Here is a 17,038-nt window from a genome sequence, read left to right as displayed (position 1 = left end):
ATGGAGCATTCGGCCGACTACTGGCGCGGAGCAGGGGAGCGCATCGAGACGTTGTTGCAGGCCAATGCCGGTGCAGGCCCGGTGGCCAGGGATCGCGCCGAGCAACTGGTGCGCGAGGTCGTGCAGTTGTACGGCGCCGCACTCGAACGCACCGTCGCGCTGGCGGATCCGGCCATGATGGATGCGATGGTTCGCGACGATCTGGTGTCGAGCCTCCTACTGGTGCACGGACTTCACCCGCACGACGTCGAGACCCGCGTACGCACTGCGCTCGACAGCGTGCGTCCGTACCTCGGCTCGCACGGCGGGGACGTCGAACTGATCGAGGTGGCGGACGGCGTGGTGCGGCTACGGCTTCTCGGAAGCTGTAACAGTTGCCCTTCGTCGTCGGTGACCCTCGAAACCGCGGTCCAGGACGCGGTGCAGGCGGCGGCACCCGAGACCACCGGAATCGACGTCGAAACACCGGATTCGCACGAGCTGAAGTCGGGTGTGATCTCGGTCGAGTCCCTGTTCTCGCACGTACACGCCGACGGGGGAGGCGCGCACTGGGTGGAGGTCCCCGAATTTGCCGAAGTCGACGCGGGTGAGGTCGCGGGCTTCCGGGTATCGGATACCGATCTGTTGGTCTGCCGCTCCGGTGACGATCTGTACGCGTATCGCGACCATTGCCCCGTATGTGAGCATTCGATGGCGGGGGCTGTGCTCGAACGCATGATGGGCCTTCCTGTCCGAGACGCCGCCGTCCTTACCTGTCCGACGTGCTCTGCCCACTTCAGCGTGTACGGAGCGGGAGCGCGGGTCGGCACCGGCTCCGAGCACCTGGCGCCTCTGCCGGTGCTTATTCGCGACGGTGTGCTCTCGGTCGCGCTTGCCGACGATTCCGTGTTGCCGGTGACCTAGCCGTGGACGAAGCCTGGTCATGAAAACCACTGTGGGAGAGGTACTCACGCGAATCGCCTCGACGCGCGCCGTTCCGACCGGGCCGCTGTGTGAGATGTGCGCGGCGGGCATAGGTGACGAACACCAACACGTCGTGGACGTACAGGTCCGGAGCCTGATGTGCGTGTGCCGTCCCTGCTATCTGCTCTTTGCGCCGGTCGACGCGGATCTCCGATACAAAGCGGTTCCCGATCGGTATCTCGAATTTCCGGGCTTCGAACTCGCCCCTGGCCGGTGGGAGTCCCTGGAAATTCCCGTCGGCCTGGCATTCTTCTTTCGGAACTCACTCCTCGACAAGTACATAGTCTTCTATCCGGGACCTGCCGGAGCTACCGAATCCGAGCTGCCCATCGACTCGTTCGAGACTGTGCTCGCGGAGAATCCGGGGCTCTCGCAGATGCGGGCCGACGTCGAGGCGTTGATTGTCTCGGTGCCCGCGTCAGGACAATCGCCGAGATGCTTCGTTGTTCCGATCGACGCCTGCTACGAGCTGGTGGGCAGGCTGCGCACCGTGTGGCGCGGATTCGACGGGGGCCAGGATGCCGCGCGCGCGGTGGACGAGTTCTTCGGGCGCGTCGAGGCGCGAAGCAGGTCGGCATGACCGTCCTCGACTTCTCGGTCGACAACGTGGAGGTGGAACCGTATGCGGTTACACCAAATCTGACGGTGAGATTGAGGATGTCGGAGACTACCGGCGCGACCGTCCGAGCAGTCGCTCTACGCGCACAGGTTCGAATCGAACCGCACCGCCGGCCGTACTCCGACGAGGAAGGCGACGCCCTGCGCGATTTGTTCGGTCCGCGGGAGCGTTGGTCGAGTACGCTGCGAACCTTCTTGTGGATGGAGTGTTCCGCGGTCGTTCAGGGATTCACGGAAACAACGGTCGCGGCCTTACCCATGGCGTGTACGTACGACTTCTCGGTGACGGCGTCGAAGTACATGCACGCACTCCGTGACGGAACGATTCCGATCGTGGTTCTACTGAGCGGAACCGTATTCACCGACGGGCAGCGCGGTTTCTCGGTACAGCAGATCCCGTGGGACAGATCTGCTGCCTACGAATTGCCGGTCGACGTGTGGAAACAGCTGATGGCCACGCATTATCCGGCCTCTGGTTGGGTACGCCTCGACCATGAGACGATTGCCGATCTCGTGCGATTCAAGGCAGCGCACGGCTTCACGGACCTCGAATCAGCCGTGCGGCAGTTGCTCACGGCGAGCGAGGTGCCCCGATGACCCGAACTGAGATGGATCACGACGTTCGGGCCGTGGCCGACGCTGTCCTGTACGAGGGATATCTTCTCTATCCTTACCGGGCCGGCTCGGCGAAGAATCAATCCCGTTGGCAGTTCGGGGTTCTCGGGCCGCCCGGCGCCGCCGGTGACGGAGTCGGCGAGGAACCGTCGATGTCCGCCCAATGTCTACTCGGCGAACTCGAGCGGAACGGCGCCGAAGTAACGGCGACGGTGAGATTTTTGCACCACCAGTCGCGGACGGTTGAACGACTCGGCGCCGGCGGCGCGTGGATTCCGGTGGATCGGTTGGTCGTCGACGGGCACGAGGCGATCTCGTGGGACGAAGCCACCGAATCCGAGATCGTCTTGGGTCCGTGGGGTCTGGACGAACTCGAGGCCGGCGTCGAAGAATCCTTCTGTGCGGCGGGAGTTGTCGACGGAGAGACTCTGGCGGATTCTCGGGGCCGGGTAGTCGGACGGGTCGTTCGGACACGGCTTCCGGTGACTGGCTGCTTGGAATTGAACGCCTCCGCAGGGGACAGACGCAGGGTGATCTCCGTGAGCATCATAAACGACACGAGCGTCGACATGAGGGACAAGGGCACGGCCACGGCGCAGTCGATGCTCGGCACTCACGTCATTTTGACCTGCGCAGGCTCGAGGTTCGTGTCGTTGTTCGACGAACCAGATCACTCGGAGCCGCTGCGCCAAAATCGCTGTTATCCAGTGCTTGCGGGGACCGAGGATCCGACTCACCCCGGTACATCGCCCACCGTTCTGGTGTCACCGATCATCTTGTACGACTTTCCCGAGATTGCGCCGCAGAGCGAAGGATCCCTGTTCGACTCGACGGAGATCGACGAAATTCTCACGCTGAGAATTCTGGCCATGACCGAAGAGGAAAAGGCGCGGGCGCGGGCGACCGACTCGAAAGCTGCCGACATCATCGACCGATGTGAAAGCTTGACGGCCGACGATCTAGCCGGCCTGCACGGCGTGCTGCGAGATTCGAATGCCGGTTCTGATCTGATACCCGAGGTGCCTGACGGCGTGGACTGGTGGACGCCGGAAGCCGACACCAGTGTTCAACCACGCACCGACGCAGTTTTGATCAACGGCGTCCGCGTCTGCGGTGGAAGTACGGTTCGGCTTCACCCCTCACGTCGCGCTGATGCTCAGGACCTGTTCTTCGACGGCCGGATCGCCCACGTCGCCACCATTCATGAAGACGTGGACGGCGACATTCATGTTGGGGTGACGCTCTTGGACGACCCGGCCGCCGATCTACATAACTGGTACGGCCGCTACCTGTACTTCGCGCCGGACGAGATAGAGCCGGTGCCGCGAGACGGCGCGAGTTGACGTACTTCACGCCGTCGGACTTCACAGCTGTCGGACTTCACAGCTATCGGACTTCACTGCTATCGAGAGGAGAACCCGCCATGAGGAGCATGGGATTGCTGTCGACGGCACTTCTCGGCGCCACCGCGATCGCAGCCGCGATCGTTCTGGTGGTGTCGATGCCGGACATCCAGCGCTATCTGCGAATGCGAAAGATGTAAAGCACTGTGCGCGTGCTGATTGCAGGCGTCGGAAACATATTTCTCGAAGACGACGGATTCGGCCCCGAAGTTGTTCGAGCGTTGCAGCATGAGAATCTCCCGACGGGGGTTCGCCTGGTCGACTACGGGATTCGTGGTGTGCATCTGGCATACGACTTGTTGGAGTCGTGGGACGCGCTGGTGCTGATCGACGCATTACCGGTGACCGGAGTGCCGGGGAAGCTTGCGATCATCGAAGTGGATCCCGAAAGTGAAGGTCCGCAAGGAGGTTTCGACGCACACTCGATGCATCCGAGTTCGGTGTTTGCCAGCCTCCAGGCCCTCGGCGGAGCACTCCCGCGGACGTTCGTGGTGGGGGCACACGCGAAATCGGTCGGCGACGGAATCGGATTGAGCACAGAGATGCGTGATTCGGTCAGGCAAGCCGCCTCTGCGGTGATGGCACTCGTCCGGTCGATCGACGTGGATTGTGATGCCACCACATTGGGGCCGGAGGTGTGAGTCATGTGTCTGGGGATTCCGGGACGGGTACGCGAACTACTGGACGGATACGGCGGTCAACTCGCCCTCGTCGACGTGGAAGGTGCACCGCGCAAGGTCAACATCGGGATGCTCGACGAAAGCACCGTCACGGCAGGTGACTGGGTGGTGATCCACATGGGCTTTGCAGTCGAGAAGGTCGACGAACAGGGAGCACAGCGCGCCCGGGCCGGCCTCGAACTGATGGGCCGTGGTCAAGACGGTGAGATCGACGAGTCCGATACTCGTACCGGCGAGGTCGGGACATGATGATCGCCAGCCGTGTCATCGTTCGTGGCGTAGTCCAGGGTGTGGGATTCCGGCCGTTCGTTCACGCGACTGCGACCGAACTGGGACTGTCGGGTTCGGTGGGAAATTCTGCTCTCGGGGTCGTGATCGACATCGAAGGCGACGGAGAGGCAATCGATGCGTTTGTCGCTCGGGTGCGAAACCGCCCCCCACCGCTGGCACGAGTGGAGTCGATAGAGCGCGAGGACTCGCCGCCGCTAGGTCGTCAGGGGTTTTGCATCATCGAGACGGATGCGGGGGCGGTCGGGCGAACCTTGGCGCCGGCCGATGTCGGGATCTGCGACGACTGCCTGCGGGAGCTGACTGATCCGAGCGATCGGCGATTTCGTCATCCCTTCATCACCTGCACCAATTGTGGTCCACGATTCACGATCATCGAGTCGATGCCCTACGACCGGGCCGCTACGACGATGAAGCGGTTCCCGTTGTGCGCGAACTGTGCGGCAGAGTACGTGGATCCCTCCGACCGCCGGTTTCATGCGCAACCGATTGCCTGCCCGGAGTGCGGTCCAACGCTTTCGTTCGTGGAAGGCGACGCGCCCGCGGTGACCGGCGAGGGCGCACTGCTACGAGCCCGATCGCTGCTACGAGACGGGAAGATTCTTGCTGTCAAGGGAATTGGAGGATTCCACTTGGCCTGCGATGCGCGTGATGATCGCGTGGTTCACGAATTGCGTGAACGCAAGCATCGACCGAGCAAGCCGTTGGCGGTGATGGTGCGCGATGTGAGAGAAGCCAGAGCGCTGGGTGTGGTCGGGGATGCCGAGGCTGATGCCATGTCCTCGCGCGAGCGTCCGATAGTGTTGGTTGCCAAAGCGTCTGGATACGCGCTGTCTCCCTCGATTGCCCCAGGCGTTCCGGACATCGGAATCATGCTGGCCTACAACCCGATTCAGCATCTCCTGCTCGGGTTGGCGGGAGACGCTGCGGGCCCGGCGGCGTTGGTGATGACGTCGGCGAACATCGGTGGCGAGCCAATTCTGTACTCCGACGACGATCTCGAACGGGTGGGTGACCTGGCCGACGGGGTGTTGACCCACAACCGTCCGATCTTGATGCCGTGTGACGACTCGGTGATGCGAATAGTCGGCAGTGGACGACAGTTGCTTCGTCGCTCGCGCGGATATGCACCGCTGCCCGTTGCGGCGCCGTTCGATCTACCGCCCACCTTGGCGGTCGGGGCCGATCTGAAGAACACCTTCTGTCTTGCCGAGGGTGCGTATGTCTGGCCGAGTCAGCACATCGGAGACATGGGCGACCTCGCTGTCATCGACAGTTTTGCTGCATCGGAGAGTCACTTCGAGTCGATCACCGGAGTAGTGCCGCACCAGATTGCCTGTGACGAGCATCCTCGGTATCGCTCGTCCTCGTGGGCTCGCAGTCGTAGTGGCGACCGACCGGTGCGCGTCGTCGGGCATCACCACGCACATGTGGCTTCCGTGATGGGGGAGAACGGCCGGGACGGGAGCGAACCGGTTCTCGGAATAGCGTTCGACGGCACCGGCTACGGGGCGGACGGCGCAGTGTGGGGAGGGGAATTGCTGCTGGCGACGTACAAGGGTTATCGCCGTCTCGCGAATCTGGGATACGTACCGCTGCCAGGGGGCGATGCCGGAGTGGAACGACCGTACCGAATGGCGCTCGCCCACCTCTGGCATGCCGGGTTGGACTGGGAATCCGACCTCGCGCCGGTGGCGGCCTGTCCGCCACGAGAGCAGTCGGTCCTACTTCACCAGTTGGAAACCGGTTTCGGGTGTGTGGACACCTCGAGCATGGGGCGGTTGTTCGACGCAGTCTCCTCGCTGACCGGGGTTCGTCAGAGCGTCGACTACGAAGCGCAGGCCGCCATCGAGTTGGAGGGCATTTCGAGGGGAGTCGACTGCGCCCCGTCGCGGTACACCTTCGACTGGGTGCAGTCGGACGACGATTCATGGACAGCTGATCCACGGTCGGTCATTCGGGCCGTTGTCCGTGATCTCCGGGCGAAGGTGCCCGCCGACGTGATCGGCGCGCGCTTCCACGAGTCTGTCGCTTACCTCGTAGTCGAGTGGGCAATCCGTGGCCGCGACCTGGCGGGAGTGGACGAGGTAGTTCTCACCGGAGGCGTCTTTCAGAACCCCCTCCTGCTCGTCCGGGCGTGTGCCCTGCTCGGAGAAGCCGGATTCACGCCGTTGACAGGACTGCAGTTACCACCGAACGACGGTGGTCTCGCCTACGGCCAAGTGCTGGTCGGGAGTTCGTCATGAGGTCAGGAGTTGTGCCATGTGCCTAGCCGTACCAGGACGTATCGAGTCCTTGGAGGAACGCGACGGAACGACGATGTCGGTGGTGAACTTCGGTGGCGTCCGAAAAGAAGTGTGCCTCGAATACATTCCGGGCGCCCGAGTCGGCGAGTACGTCGTGGTGCACGTCGGATTTGCCATCCAACGACTCGACGAGGAATCCGCACGCAGCACGCTGGCGGAATTCGAACACCTCGGCGTACTCGAAGAGGAGTTCGGTGACGGGTTCGCCAGGGCTGCCCGGGCCGCCGGGATCGAACCGAAGGAGACGGAATCATGAAGTATCTGGACGAGTTCTCCGATCCGGAACTGGCCGGCAAACTGCTGGATCAGATCCGCGCGCTGGCCACGCGCCGATGGGCGATCATGGAAGTGTGTGGTGGTCAGACACATTCGATCATCAGGCACGGCATCGATCAACTACTCCCAGAGCAGATCGAGATGATTCACGGACCTGGTTGCCCGGTCTGCGTCACGCCGCTCGAGATCATCGACAAAGCTCTCGAAATCGCGGCAAAGCCCGATGTCATTTTCTGTTCATTCGGGGACATGTTGCGAGTTCCGGGGAGTTCGTCGGATCTGTTCCGGATCAAGAGCGCCGGCGGCGACGTTCGCGTGGTGTACTCACCGTTGGATGCACTGACTATTGCCAAGGAGAATCCGGACCGGCAAGTCGTGTTCTTCGGGATCGGATTCGAGACCACAGCGCCGGCCAACGCCATGACCGTCTATCAGGCCAATCGCCTGGGTATCAAGAACTTCTCGCTGCTCGTCTCGCACGTTCTGGTCCCGCCGGCAATGGCCGCGATAATGGACTCGCCAGAGTGCCGCGTGCAGGCATTTCTGGCGGCCGGGCATGTGTGCAGTGTGATGGGAACGTCGGAGTACCCGGCCCTCGCCGAGAAGTACAAGGTCCCGATCGTCGTCACCGGATTCGAGCCGCTGGATCTCCTGGAGGGCATCAGAAAGACTGTGCTGCAGTTGGAATCGGGTCGACACGAGGTCGAAAATGCCTACGCCCGTGCTGTCACGGCGGAGGGCAACACCGCAGCGAAAGCGATGCTCGAGGATGTGTTCGCGGTGTCGGACCGGACGTGGCGCGGCATCGGATCGATCCCGGACAGTGGTTGGCAGCTGGCGCCGAAGTATGCGTATTTTGATGCGGAAGAACGTTTTTCGGTGACCGATATCCACACCGACGAGTCGAGTGTCTGCCGGTCCGGTGAAGTATTGCAAGGCTTGATCAAGCCACACGAGTGCAGTGCCTTTGGGAAGGAATGTACTCCGCGGAATCCACTCGGTGCCACGATGGTGTCGTCCGAGGGGGCGTGCGCTGCGTACTACCTGTACCGACGCCTGGAACTGCAGGAGGCGGGTCATGCCGGCTGAGGAGACCGCGGTCGTGGACCTGTCGGCATGGGTGTGCCCACTGCCGCTGCGTGATTCGCCGAACATCGTCATGGGACACGGCGGTGGGGGAGCGATGTCCGCCGAGCTCATCGAGCATCTGTTCCTGCCCTCGTTCGGAAGCGCTGCCGATGCCGAGCTCGGCGACTCGGCTGTATTCGACGTCGGCGGGGTGCGGCTCGCCTTCTCGACGGACTCGTACGTCGTGAAACCCATGGTGTTTCCCGGCGGAACGATCGGCGATCTTGCGGTCAACGGAACGGTGAACGACCTGGCGATGGCGGGAGCGCAACCCTTGGTGATGTCGACGGCATTCATCCTCGAAGAAGGGACCGCGTTGACCGACATCGCGGGGATCGCGAAGGCACTCGGGCGGGCTGCGCACGTTGCCGGCGTTCGACTGGTGACGGGTGATACCAAGGTTGTCGATGCCGGTCACGGCGACGGAGTCTTCATCAACACCGCGGGAATCGGGATTGTCGCCGACGGTGTGGACATCAACCCCACTCGCGCACAAGTGGGTGACGTCGTGATCGTCAGCGGCGACATCGGTGTTCACGGGGTGGCCGTGATGAGTTGTCGCGAAGGTCTCGAATTCGGGACCGAGGTGCGCAGTGATTGCGCGTCGCTCAACAGCGTGGTCGCCGACATGATTGCCACCGGCGTCGACATCCATGTCTTGCGCGACCCTACCCGGGGCGGAGTTGCCGCCACCCTCAACGAGATCGCTCAAGCGTCGAACATCGGTGTTGCGCTGGTGGAACGAGATCTGCCGATTCCCGCTGACGTGCGCGACGCCTGTGGGCTACTCGGTTTGGATCCTTTGTACGTCGCCAACGAGGGTAAGTTGATCGCCTTCGTTTCGCGAGAAGACTCCGACCGAATTCTGGAAGCGATGCGCGGTAATCCACTGAGTGCGGGAGCTGCCGTGATCGGGGAGTGCGTGGCCGAACATCGCGGAATGGTGGTGGCGCGTACGGCGTTGGGAGGCAATCGGGTAGTGGATTTGCCGGCAGGTGAACAACTTCCGCGGATCTGCTGATGACTGCCGTCGGTATGAACGGGCCGGCGTTGTTTGCCCGCTACGCGTATCCGCCGAACGAGTTGGGTTACTGCGGACCCGACGATCCTTCAATGCTGCTTCGTCTGGCCAGCGGCAACTCGGGCAGCGGCGACCGTGATCGCGCTCGTCAATTCGACGGTGCGTGGCCGTACCTCGAGGCATTGGCCGCAAGTGCGGGCATCGACGATCCTCTCGATCCGCGAGTGATCGAAGCCTATTGGGTAGGAGGTGATCTCCTCGACTCGCTTGATTCGGGGGCGTTGTTGCAGCACTTGAGGGGGGCATTCGGTGAACGCGAAAACACCGGGTTTCTCCCTGCCCTCGGGGATCGGGACCGCGCGCTCGCGCACCACAGTTTTCACGTATTTCTGGTGTATCCGTGGGTCAAGCTTCTTCGGAAGCGCGGTGCGGTCCCACTGTCCGTCCTCCAGAACTGCCGGATCAGATGGGGAGTGGTCGAGGACGTGAGTGAGGAGCACGCGTTGGTGGTTTCGTCCCCGCTCGAGTTCGACGGTGAGCAACTCGTACGCGGCACGCCGGTGACGCAGCGAGTGCGATGGAGCGTTGACGGCCGCTCACTCGCACCGACGCCAGTCCAGGGCGCCTTGGTGACGATGCACTGGGATTGGCTGTGTGACAACATCACGTCAGAGCAATCACGGGCATTGGATGCCGCGGAAGACTCGGCATTGCGGATCGCGACCCGGATGCTGTCGACGTGACAGGCCCTGTCAGAGCAGGGACCACGGTCTGGAGGATACGCAGGTGTCAGGGCACGAAAAAGGTTCCGAGGCCCGGTGTTCCGATCGCCTGGGGATCGACGTATGCGACGACCTGACCCGAGCCCGGACGAATCGTGACGGGTTGTGCATCCAGTGTCGGAAATGATGCGGATCCGTACGCTCCGGTGCCGAGACTGAGCCAGTGGACGACCGCGGAGTGGGGGTTTCCGTCTCCGGGTGCGCGTTGCACTTTCAGCACGGCGACGCCCGGTTCTTCGCCGACGATCGCTGCAAGGTGGGGAGTGGGCAAGTCGACGAGCGGGACGTAAGGGTCGACCTGGAACGGAACCGTGCTCGGCGCCGCTGCCGCGGTACCCGGCATCATCACGCCGGAGATCGCAAGGGCCGCAAAGACCGCGGCACCGGTACGTGCAAAAGCGTTGAGTGCAGTCATACGATTCGACGCTAGTCGCTTGACCGGCGATTCGGTGCCGTTTCGCGTTTCAATCGGTGGCGGGGTGACGTCGACGCCACCGCCCAGTGGTACGCGAAGGTATTCGGAATGACGATCGAGATATTCGGCCCCACGGCACGCACTGCACTGAAGTTCGGAGATCAGAAGATCGATCTGAGGCCTCTCGGATCGGCGGAGCAAGACCCGGCCTGGACCACCGGCGCCGTCGAGGCAGCAGGTTTCGAGGATTTGTGCTTATTGTCGCGACCCCGACGGAAACCTCATCGAGATCGCCGTCTACCCGTGAACCAACCACTCCGAGGAGAAATTACTCCAGATTCAATGTCGTTCAGTGCTGCCTCCTCCGGCTGTCGACATCTTTCCCGGCCGTGCACTTGGAATCCTCGTTCGTCACCGGACTTTGCGGGTCCCGCTTTCTCTGATCGTCGCCCGCGGTCCGCGTTCGTCGGACTCTTCTCTTCCAGATCGCTGATCGAACTGGTTTCGAGAAGGTGTCGGATCGGCGTCCGATGGCTTTCGAGGGGATCTAGCTACTTCCGCCGTCTATCGAGTGAGCGAGGGTGGAGACGGTGCGCTTTCGGTGGGTTGTTGCCGGTTGCACTGTGTCGGGCCAGTCAGCAGTTTCTTCCAGCGCCCAGTCGGCCCATTCTGCGATGTGGTTGAAGTGGCCGATCATGAACCGGTTGGCCAGTGCCATCAGATGATTCTGCTGGGGGAGTGTGCCGGCTTCGGGGGCCGAAATCCGTTGTGCGTGTGAGACGAACAGACTTCGGGACCGAGTTGCCTGTTCGCGCATGGTGGTCAGGTTGGTCCGCAGGTCGGCGATCGTGCCTTGGTTGGCGAAGATCACGCGGATCATGCCTTCGAACTGCAAGGCGGGGGGTGTGGCCTGGGTGGCGAGCCAGTCACTCAGCGCTGTGCGACCTTCGTCGGTGATGGAGTAGACCGTGCGCGAGCGCTGAGTGCCTTTCGTTACCGTGCTTGCCGTGACCAGACCGCGTTCAAGCAGTATTTTGGGGGCGTTGTATCGCTGTCGGTCGGCGCTGGGCCACAACTCGGCGACCCCGCGTCCGACCTGTTCGGCGATCTCGTATGCCGACCAGTCCTTGACCGTCAGCAGTCCCAGGATCATGTACGAGGTAGGTGTGAGATCACGCTGAGCCACATGGCTCCCTTCGTTCCGCGGTTACATCCGAGCCTACAAGTGCTACTTCCCTTCACCGTTTGCATCCTCGGTGTCGGCGATGTCGTCGGATGTGTCCTGAGCGGGCTTGCCGTAGATGAAGGGGACGAGCGCTGCAGCGACGGCAGAGGCCGGGGCGAAACCATCGGCCGTGGGGGCCAGATTTCCCCACACCACCAAGGTTACGTCGTTGACCGGGTCGTACCCCATGAACGAGTTGTAGCCGGGCAGTTCGCCGATGTGGCCGTACATCGGACCCATTTGAGCGATACCGTATCCGTATCCTGCGGATCCTTCGCCATCTGTGGGTTGCACACTGTTCAAACGCAACTCTTGTGTGGCGGGACTCAGGAGCGAACCGGTTCCCAGAGCTTTGACCCATGTCGCCATGTCGTTTGCAGTCGAAATTCCCTGACCTGCAGACCATGTCCACGAGGGATTGTGCCTAGTGGTGTTGGTCGGTTTTTCGGTGCCTGCGGCGATCGCGTCGAGGCGAGATTGTGGGAGAGCCTCTTTGCCTTCGCCGAGCGTTTCGACGTTGCCACTGTAGGTGTAGCCGTCTGCAAACGGAGTCGGGATGCTGGTGTCGGTGTTCGCAGGAAACGACGTCCCTGCGAGTGCGAGTGGCCCGAAGAATCGGTCCGCGAAGATCTGCTGAATCGGCTTGCCGTCCAGCTGCTCGGCGATCAAGCCGAGGAGAACGGTATTGGTGTTGGAGTAGTGATAACCGGTGTCGGGCGCGAAATACGGCGGCTGGCTCAGCCCCATTGCCAGCAGTTCCTCGGGTGTCCACACTCGCTCCGGTTGCTCGTCGAGCGCCCGGTTGAGTTCGAGGGTTTCGGTGTAGTTGTACAGGCCGCTACGCATGTCGAGTAGGTCGCCGATGGTGATGTTGTCGCCGTTGGGGACATCTGGGCGGAACTTGCTGACCGGATCGGTCACCGCAACCTTGCCTTCGTCGACCAACTGCAGGATGGCCGTACCGGTCCAGGTCTTGGTGTTCGAGCCCACGCGAACCTTGGTGTCCAGAGTGGGAGGCTCGTTCACGCCTTCCCTGACCGAACCCCATGTATTGACGTACTTCTGCGTCGGCGTCGTGATCATGACCACCATTGCGATCTCACGGAACTCTTCTGCCTTCTCGGAGACGACGGAATCCATTGCGGCGCTGTCGAAAGACAAGACGGCGCTGTCCGCAGACCCGGCGGAGGTCGGCGGGGACGACGAGGGGGACTCGGAATCGGTTGCGGACGAACAGGCTGAGAGCAGCAATGCCGTAGCGATGCAGGCCACAGCCACTTTGCTGGTCTTGACGTTGTGAAAGGACGTCGACTTCCCAAAAGGGTTCATAGAGGGACTTTAAGCGATACTGCACTCTGCATGCTGCACTTTGCAGTAAATTACGACAAATCAGTCATGCATCCTCAGGAGCGTCCATGCCGCACACCACATCAGTTCGCGCCGTCGCTGCGTTGATCAGCGTCGGAGTAGTCCTCACCGCATGTTCGGCGAAGCCGTCGAATTCCGATTCCGCATCGGCTCCGGCGCAACAGGTTCCCGAGGAGGCAGCCCGCATCATGGCCACCGATCCGTACGCTATGGCTCGGTGGTCCTATCTCTTGGTCGACCCCGCCACCGACGAGGTGGTTTACAGCAACAATGCTGATAGCTCTATGTTTTTGGCTTCCCAGACCAAACATTTCACCGTCGGCACCGCCTACGACACCCTTGGTGTAGACCACACTGTCACCACCCCCGTTTATGCCACTTCTCTCCCCGTCGAGGGCACCCTTACCGGTGATCTGGTGCTGGTCGGCTCCGGTGACCTCGCGCTCGGTGGGCGCAACGCCGCACAAGGCCGATTCGATTTCGCCACCGACGGCATCGACCACGTCTACGCCGATGCCCTGCCAGGAGCCGTTCTCGCGCCCGGTGATCCGCTGGCAGGCCTGAACGATCTCGCACGACAAGTAGCCGACGCCGGCATCACTCGGGTAAACGGCGACGTTCTGGTGGACCCTCGTCTGTGGGACACATACTCGACAGTCGAAGGCCTGGTCCCGTCGATTTTCGTCAACGACAACCTCGTCGATATCCAGGCGAGTCCGGGTGCGGTAGGTGAGCCCGCCGCCATCGACATGCTTCCCGGTAACGGCCTGTTCCGCGTCGATGCTCAGGTCACCACGGGTGAGGAAGGTAGCGACTCGACTCTGAAGGTTGCGGCCGATCCGTCCGATCCCACCCAGCTAGACGTAACCGGGTCGGTACCGGCTGGAAAGACATCACTGACTGTCTATCGCATTACCGACGCGCCGACGTGGGCGCGTCAGCTGTTCGTAGAAGCACTGCGACGCAATGGAATCGAGGTTGCATCGGTATCTCGTACGAACAGCACGGCTGCCCTGCCTGTCGATCGGACATATTCAGGAAGTCGACAGGTTGCGAGCCTGCAATCGGCACCAATTTCGGAGTCGGGAGGGATGATTCTCGCGACAAGCTACAACACGGGCGCGAACACTTTCTTGTGTCTGTTGGCAGTAGCGACAGGATCGTCGTCGTGCAGCGACGGTCTGCCCACCGTGCGGGCACTCGCCGAGAAGGCTGGTATTGCAGCATCCGACCTGGTGGTCATGGACGGTCAGGGCGGAGACCCGTCACAATCGACGCCCGCAGCCGTCCTCCAGTGGCTCGACTGGGTGGACCAGCAGCCATGGGCCGATACGTTCTGGGCAGGTCAACCCGTACTCGGTGAGCGAGGCTCGTTGTCGGGCGTGGGAACCGACAGTCCGGCAAAGGGGAAGGTCATCGGTAAGACGGGAACATCCGCCGACGTCGAATCTGACACCGGCAGGTTGATAGTCACTCTTCAAGCGTTGTCGGGTTACATGATCACCCCCGACGATCGCCGACTTCTGTTTGTCGTCGCCGTCAGCGATGCAGTGTTTCCCGACCTGCCTAGGGGCGTGTTCCAAGTCGGGGGAGACGTCGGTGGTGTTGCCGCTGCATTCCAACAAGCACAGACGAATTGACGGGGCGAGACGGAGGTCCGGCGTTCGGGCGCTCATCCCTTTCGAATGAGGCACGAACGAAGTAGGCGCACAGAGTGTCAGCATTGGCGCGCAGCGGTATCGACTGCGTCCCGATGAGAAACGAGTTTTGACATGGGTTCCGTTATCGGAGATCTCCTCCCCATAGCTGTCGGTGTCGCCGTGTCTCCGGTAGCCGTCATCGCCACGATCTTGATGTTGCTCTCCAAGCGCGCGGGTAGCACCAGCATCGGGTTCGCGTTGGGTTGGCTGCTCGGAATCTTCATTGCCACAGTTCTTTTTGTCACCCTGTCCAGTGCCCTCAGCACCTCGGACAATGGACCGTCTGCCACGGTATCGTGGATCAAACTCGCTCTCGGTGTCCTCCTGTTGGCCTTCGGGGTCAAGCAGTGGCGAGGGCGCAGCGGCGAACACGAAACACCGAAGTGGATGCAAGCCATCGACGAGATGACCGCGGTCAAGGGGTTGGGCCTAGGATTCGCGCTCGCCGCGATCAACCCGAAGAATCTGCTGATGTGCATCGCGGCGGGAGTGTCGATCGGCTCGGCGTCGCTGGCGACCAGTGGAGTGATCGCCTCTGTCCTTGTCTTCACGATCATCGCCAGTTCAACGGTCGCGATCCCGGTCATCGGATACCTGGTGTCTGCTGATCGTCTGCGCGAGCCGTTGGCCAAGCTCAAGGTCTGGCTCCAAGACAACAACACCACGGTGATGAGCGTGTTGATCTTGGTCGTCGGAGTTGTTCTGATCGGCAAAGGAATCGGCGGAATCTTCTGACAAGCCCTCTTTCACGTGGTGTGAACGCGGACCGCCGAGGTGGGTGTCCTATCAGGCCAAGTTCACCGCGTAGTCGCCATCGGCGTGGCTGATCAGTTGCCAGCCGCCCTCTATCGGGGACAGTCGGACGTCGGAGAGATTCGTGGTCTCGAGCTGTGGCCGGTCGGTGCCGGGGTACCAGGCTTCGACCTGTCCGGTACCCGTCCCGGTAAACCCGTTGCGCGACAACTCCGTCAGTGTGCCGGGCGCTGCTCGCGGATAAGCACGCGAGAGAGGCCCGGCAAATCCCTCTACGAGCCCGAGTGATTCGCCGGAAGGGCAGTCGATGCGATTCAAATTTCCTTGCGGCTGGTGGGTATTGCCGTCTCGAACCGGGTGGGGGTCACCGCACGCTTGTGTCCACGACCACCACGCGCCGCCCATCCGGTACTTGTCGGTGGCGTCGACGAAGCGGTCGACGTCTGCTCCCTGCTCGCCGGCATCCCCGAACCAACCCCATTCACCCGTCCACAACGGGGCGTCGTACCAGGCGGCAGCGCGGTCGGCGATCTTGAACCCGTCTTCGATTCCGGGGAATTCGCCACTGACTGTTATCGATTCGCTGTAGAGATGTGGCGAGAAGACCACCAGAGGATCGGTCAGGTACTGGCGTGGGGGCAGCGCGTCGAAGCCGAATGCCGACCAGATCGCGCTGGGCTCGAAGAACACGAGGTGCGGAAATCCGCCTGATTCGGCCTGTCTGATGGCGTCGGTGGCCCGCTTGTAGAACTGCCCGATCTGATCAGCGGCGGTGAATGGATCGCGCAGGCCGGGATTCGGTTCGTTCAACAGGTCGTATCCGGCCACCGCCGGTTCGTCTCTGAACTCGGCGGCCAACCGCGCCCACGTAGCCACGAGGCGACTCTGGATTCCTTGCTCGTCGTCGTAAAACGCCTGGAAGGCATGGGCGATCGCCGGTGCGGCTTCCCGGAGTCCACCGATGTTGCAGGTCGTCCATCCGCCGGTCAGGGTTGCCCACTCCGGTGCGCCGTCCCAGCCGACTCCCGGCTCCATGAAAGACGGGCACGACTGGTCACTCGGGGTGCCGACGTACGGGCCCCATGCGTCCTGATGCATGTCGAGAACGGTGTAGATGCCGTGGTCTTTCGCGTTCTGGACTGCGCCTCGAATCCGGTCGACATACGCAGTGTCGAATGCACCGCGGGTCGGTTCGAGGAGGGACCACGCGACGTTGAGTCGGACAACGTTGAAGCCCAGCGCGGCCATCTGTGCGAAGTCCGTTCTTCCCAGCGGCGTAACGGTGGGTAGACCGGTGCCGTTGGTTGCGTAGTCATTGAGACCGTTGGCGTTCACGCCGCGGAGCAACACCGTTCGTCCGTCGACGTCCTTGATCGTTCGATCTGCGACGGTCAGTTGGGGGAGAGTCCAGCCCGGATCCGGAGGTGAAGCGTTTGCCGCCGGGGCTGCAATCTGGATAGCCAGGATTGCAAGGGTGGCAAGCAACAGCGCACGCAT

At 62.2% G+C, this 17,038-nt stretch carries 18 protein-coding genes and 1 pseudogene; 15 read left to right on the top strand and 4 right to left on the bottom strand.

Translation table 11 applies throughout. The features are described from left to right. The 12 genes from QM596_RS12380 to QM596_RS12330 all read left to right on the top strand — a co-directional run bounded on the left by QM596_RS12380 (window position 1) and on the right by QM596_RS12330 (window position 10,041). Window positions 1-903: a NifU family protein gene (locus tag QM596_RS12380; RefSeq protein WP_283309147.1), complete on the top strand. Its 903-nt coding sequence runs from the start codon at window positions 1-3 to the stop codon at window positions 901-903. 19 nt (window positions 904-922) lie between these two features. Next, entirely contained in the window at window positions 923-1,543 is a 621-nt protein-coding gene (locus QM596_RS12375) for a DUF5947 family protein (RefSeq protein ID WP_166655195.1), read from the top strand. Next, window positions 1,540-2,178, top strand: coding sequence for a DUF6084 family protein (locus QM596_RS12370; protein ID WP_021344000.1), 639 nt, complete (start codon window positions 1,540-1,542; stop codon window positions 2,176-2,178). The genes QM596_RS12375 and QM596_RS12370 overlap by 4 nt, the downstream gene beginning before the upstream one ends. Further along, window positions 2,175-3,539 (top strand): hypothetical protein, encoded by a 1,365-nt coding sequence (locus tag QM596_RS12365; RefSeq protein ID WP_283309146.1) that lies wholly within the window; start codon window positions 2,175-2,177, stop codon window positions 3,537-3,539. The genes QM596_RS12370 and QM596_RS12365 overlap by 4 nt, the downstream gene beginning before the upstream one ends. Window positions 3,540-3,619: 80 nt before the next feature. After that, complete coding sequence (locus QM596_RS29790; protein ID WP_003942178.1) at window positions 3,620-3,739, top strand: DUF6893 family small protein; 120 nt, start codon at window positions 3,620-3,622, stop codon at window positions 3,737-3,739. A gap of 6 nt (window positions 3,740-3,745) precedes the next feature. Continuing rightward, a complete protein-coding gene (locus tag QM596_RS12360) occupies window positions 3,746-4,240 on the top strand; it encodes a hydrogenase maturation protease (protein WP_070797177.1) in 495 nt (164 codons plus the stop codon). A gap of 3 nt (window positions 4,241-4,243) precedes the next feature. Further along, a complete protein-coding gene (locus tag QM596_RS12355; RefSeq protein WP_070797178.1) occupies window positions 4,244-4,528 on the top strand; it encodes a HypC/HybG/HupF family hydrogenase formation chaperone in 285 nt (94 codons plus the stop codon). Then, window positions 4,525-6,813, top strand: coding sequence for a carbamoyltransferase HypF (hypF, locus tag QM596_RS12350; protein WP_283309145.1), 2,289 nt, complete (start codon window positions 4,525-4,527; stop codon window positions 6,811-6,813). Before QM596_RS12355 ends, hypF begins: the two co-directional genes overlap by 4 nt. A gap of 16 nt (window positions 6,814-6,829) precedes the next feature. Beyond that, complete coding sequence (locus tag QM596_RS12345; RefSeq protein WP_020907459.1) at window positions 6,830-7,129, top strand: HypC/HybG/HupF family hydrogenase formation chaperone; 300 nt, start codon at window positions 6,830-6,832, stop codon at window positions 7,127-7,129. Continuing rightward, complete coding sequence (gene hypD, locus QM596_RS12340; RefSeq protein ID WP_020969419.1) at window positions 7,126-8,238, top strand: hydrogenase formation protein HypD; 1,113 nt, start codon at window positions 7,126-7,128, stop codon at window positions 8,236-8,238. Before QM596_RS12345 ends, hypD begins: the two co-directional genes overlap by 4 nt. Beyond that, window positions 8,228-9,298, top strand: coding sequence for a hydrogenase expression/formation protein HypE (gene hypE / locus QM596_RS12335; protein WP_264614431.1), 1,071 nt, complete (start codon window positions 8,228-8,230; stop codon window positions 9,296-9,298). Before hypD ends, hypE begins: the two co-directional genes overlap by 11 nt. Further along, window positions 9,298-10,041, top strand: coding sequence for a DUF6390 family protein (locus tag QM596_RS12330; protein ID WP_264614432.1), 744 nt, complete (start codon window positions 9,298-9,300; stop codon window positions 10,039-10,041). Before hypE ends, QM596_RS12330 begins: the two co-directional genes overlap by 1 nt. A 46-nt stretch (window positions 10,042-10,087) precedes the next feature. Here QM596_RS12330 and QM596_RS12325 read toward each other — a convergent pair whose 3' ends face one another. Then, entirely contained in the window at window positions 10,088-10,495 is a 408-nt protein-coding gene (locus tag QM596_RS12325; protein ID WP_264614433.1) for a hypothetical protein, read from the bottom strand. 66 nt (window positions 10,496-10,561) lie between these two features. Between QM596_RS12325 and QM596_RS12320 the strand changes: the two are divergent. Beyond that, a pseudogene (locus tag QM596_RS12320) lies at window positions 10,562-10,802 on the top strand (VOC family protein); the annotation flags it as partial. Between the two features lie 240 nt (window positions 10,803-11,042). On the opposite strand, the gene QM596_RS12315 reads toward QM596_RS12320, so the two are convergent. Then, window positions 11,043-11,681, bottom strand: coding sequence for a PadR family transcriptional regulator (locus tag QM596_RS12315; RefSeq protein WP_021333542.1), 639 nt, complete (start codon window positions 11,679-11,681; stop codon window positions 11,043-11,045). 42 nt (window positions 11,682-11,723) lie between these two features. After that, a complete protein-coding gene (locus QM596_RS12310; RefSeq protein ID WP_060939615.1) occupies window positions 11,724-13,049 on the bottom strand; it encodes a serine hydrolase domain-containing protein in 1,326 nt (441 codons plus the stop codon). Between the two features lie 86 nt (window positions 13,050-13,135). On the opposite strand from QM596_RS12310, the gene QM596_RS12305 reads away from it, so the two are divergent. Both QM596_RS12305 and QM596_RS12300 read left to right on the top strand, forming a co-directional pair. Next, entirely contained in the window at window positions 13,136-14,728 is a 1,593-nt protein-coding gene (locus tag QM596_RS12305; RefSeq protein ID WP_153211273.1) for a D-alanyl-D-alanine carboxypeptidase/D-alanyl-D-alanine-endopeptidase, read from the top strand. 132 nt (window positions 14,729-14,860) lie between these two features. Continuing rightward, window positions 14,861-15,523, top strand: coding sequence for a GAP family protein (locus tag QM596_RS12300; protein WP_019748097.1), 663 nt, complete (start codon window positions 14,861-14,863; stop codon window positions 15,521-15,523). A gap of 51 nt (window positions 15,524-15,574) precedes the next feature. Here QM596_RS12300 and QM596_RS12295 read toward each other — a convergent pair whose 3' ends face one another. Further along, a complete protein-coding gene (locus tag QM596_RS12295; protein WP_019748098.1) occupies window positions 15,575-17,038 on the bottom strand; it encodes a glycoside hydrolase family 5 protein in 1,464 nt (487 codons plus the stop codon).

This window comes from Rhodococcus sp. IEGM 1406 (assembly GCF_030056745.1).
Classification (GTDB): Bacteria; Actinomycetota; Actinomycetes; order Mycobacteriales; family Mycobacteriaceae; genus Rhodococcus_F; species Rhodococcus_F erythropolis.
The sequence above is the reverse complement of the archived record's forward strand: the minus strand, read 5'-3'. Positions and strand labels throughout refer to the sequence as shown.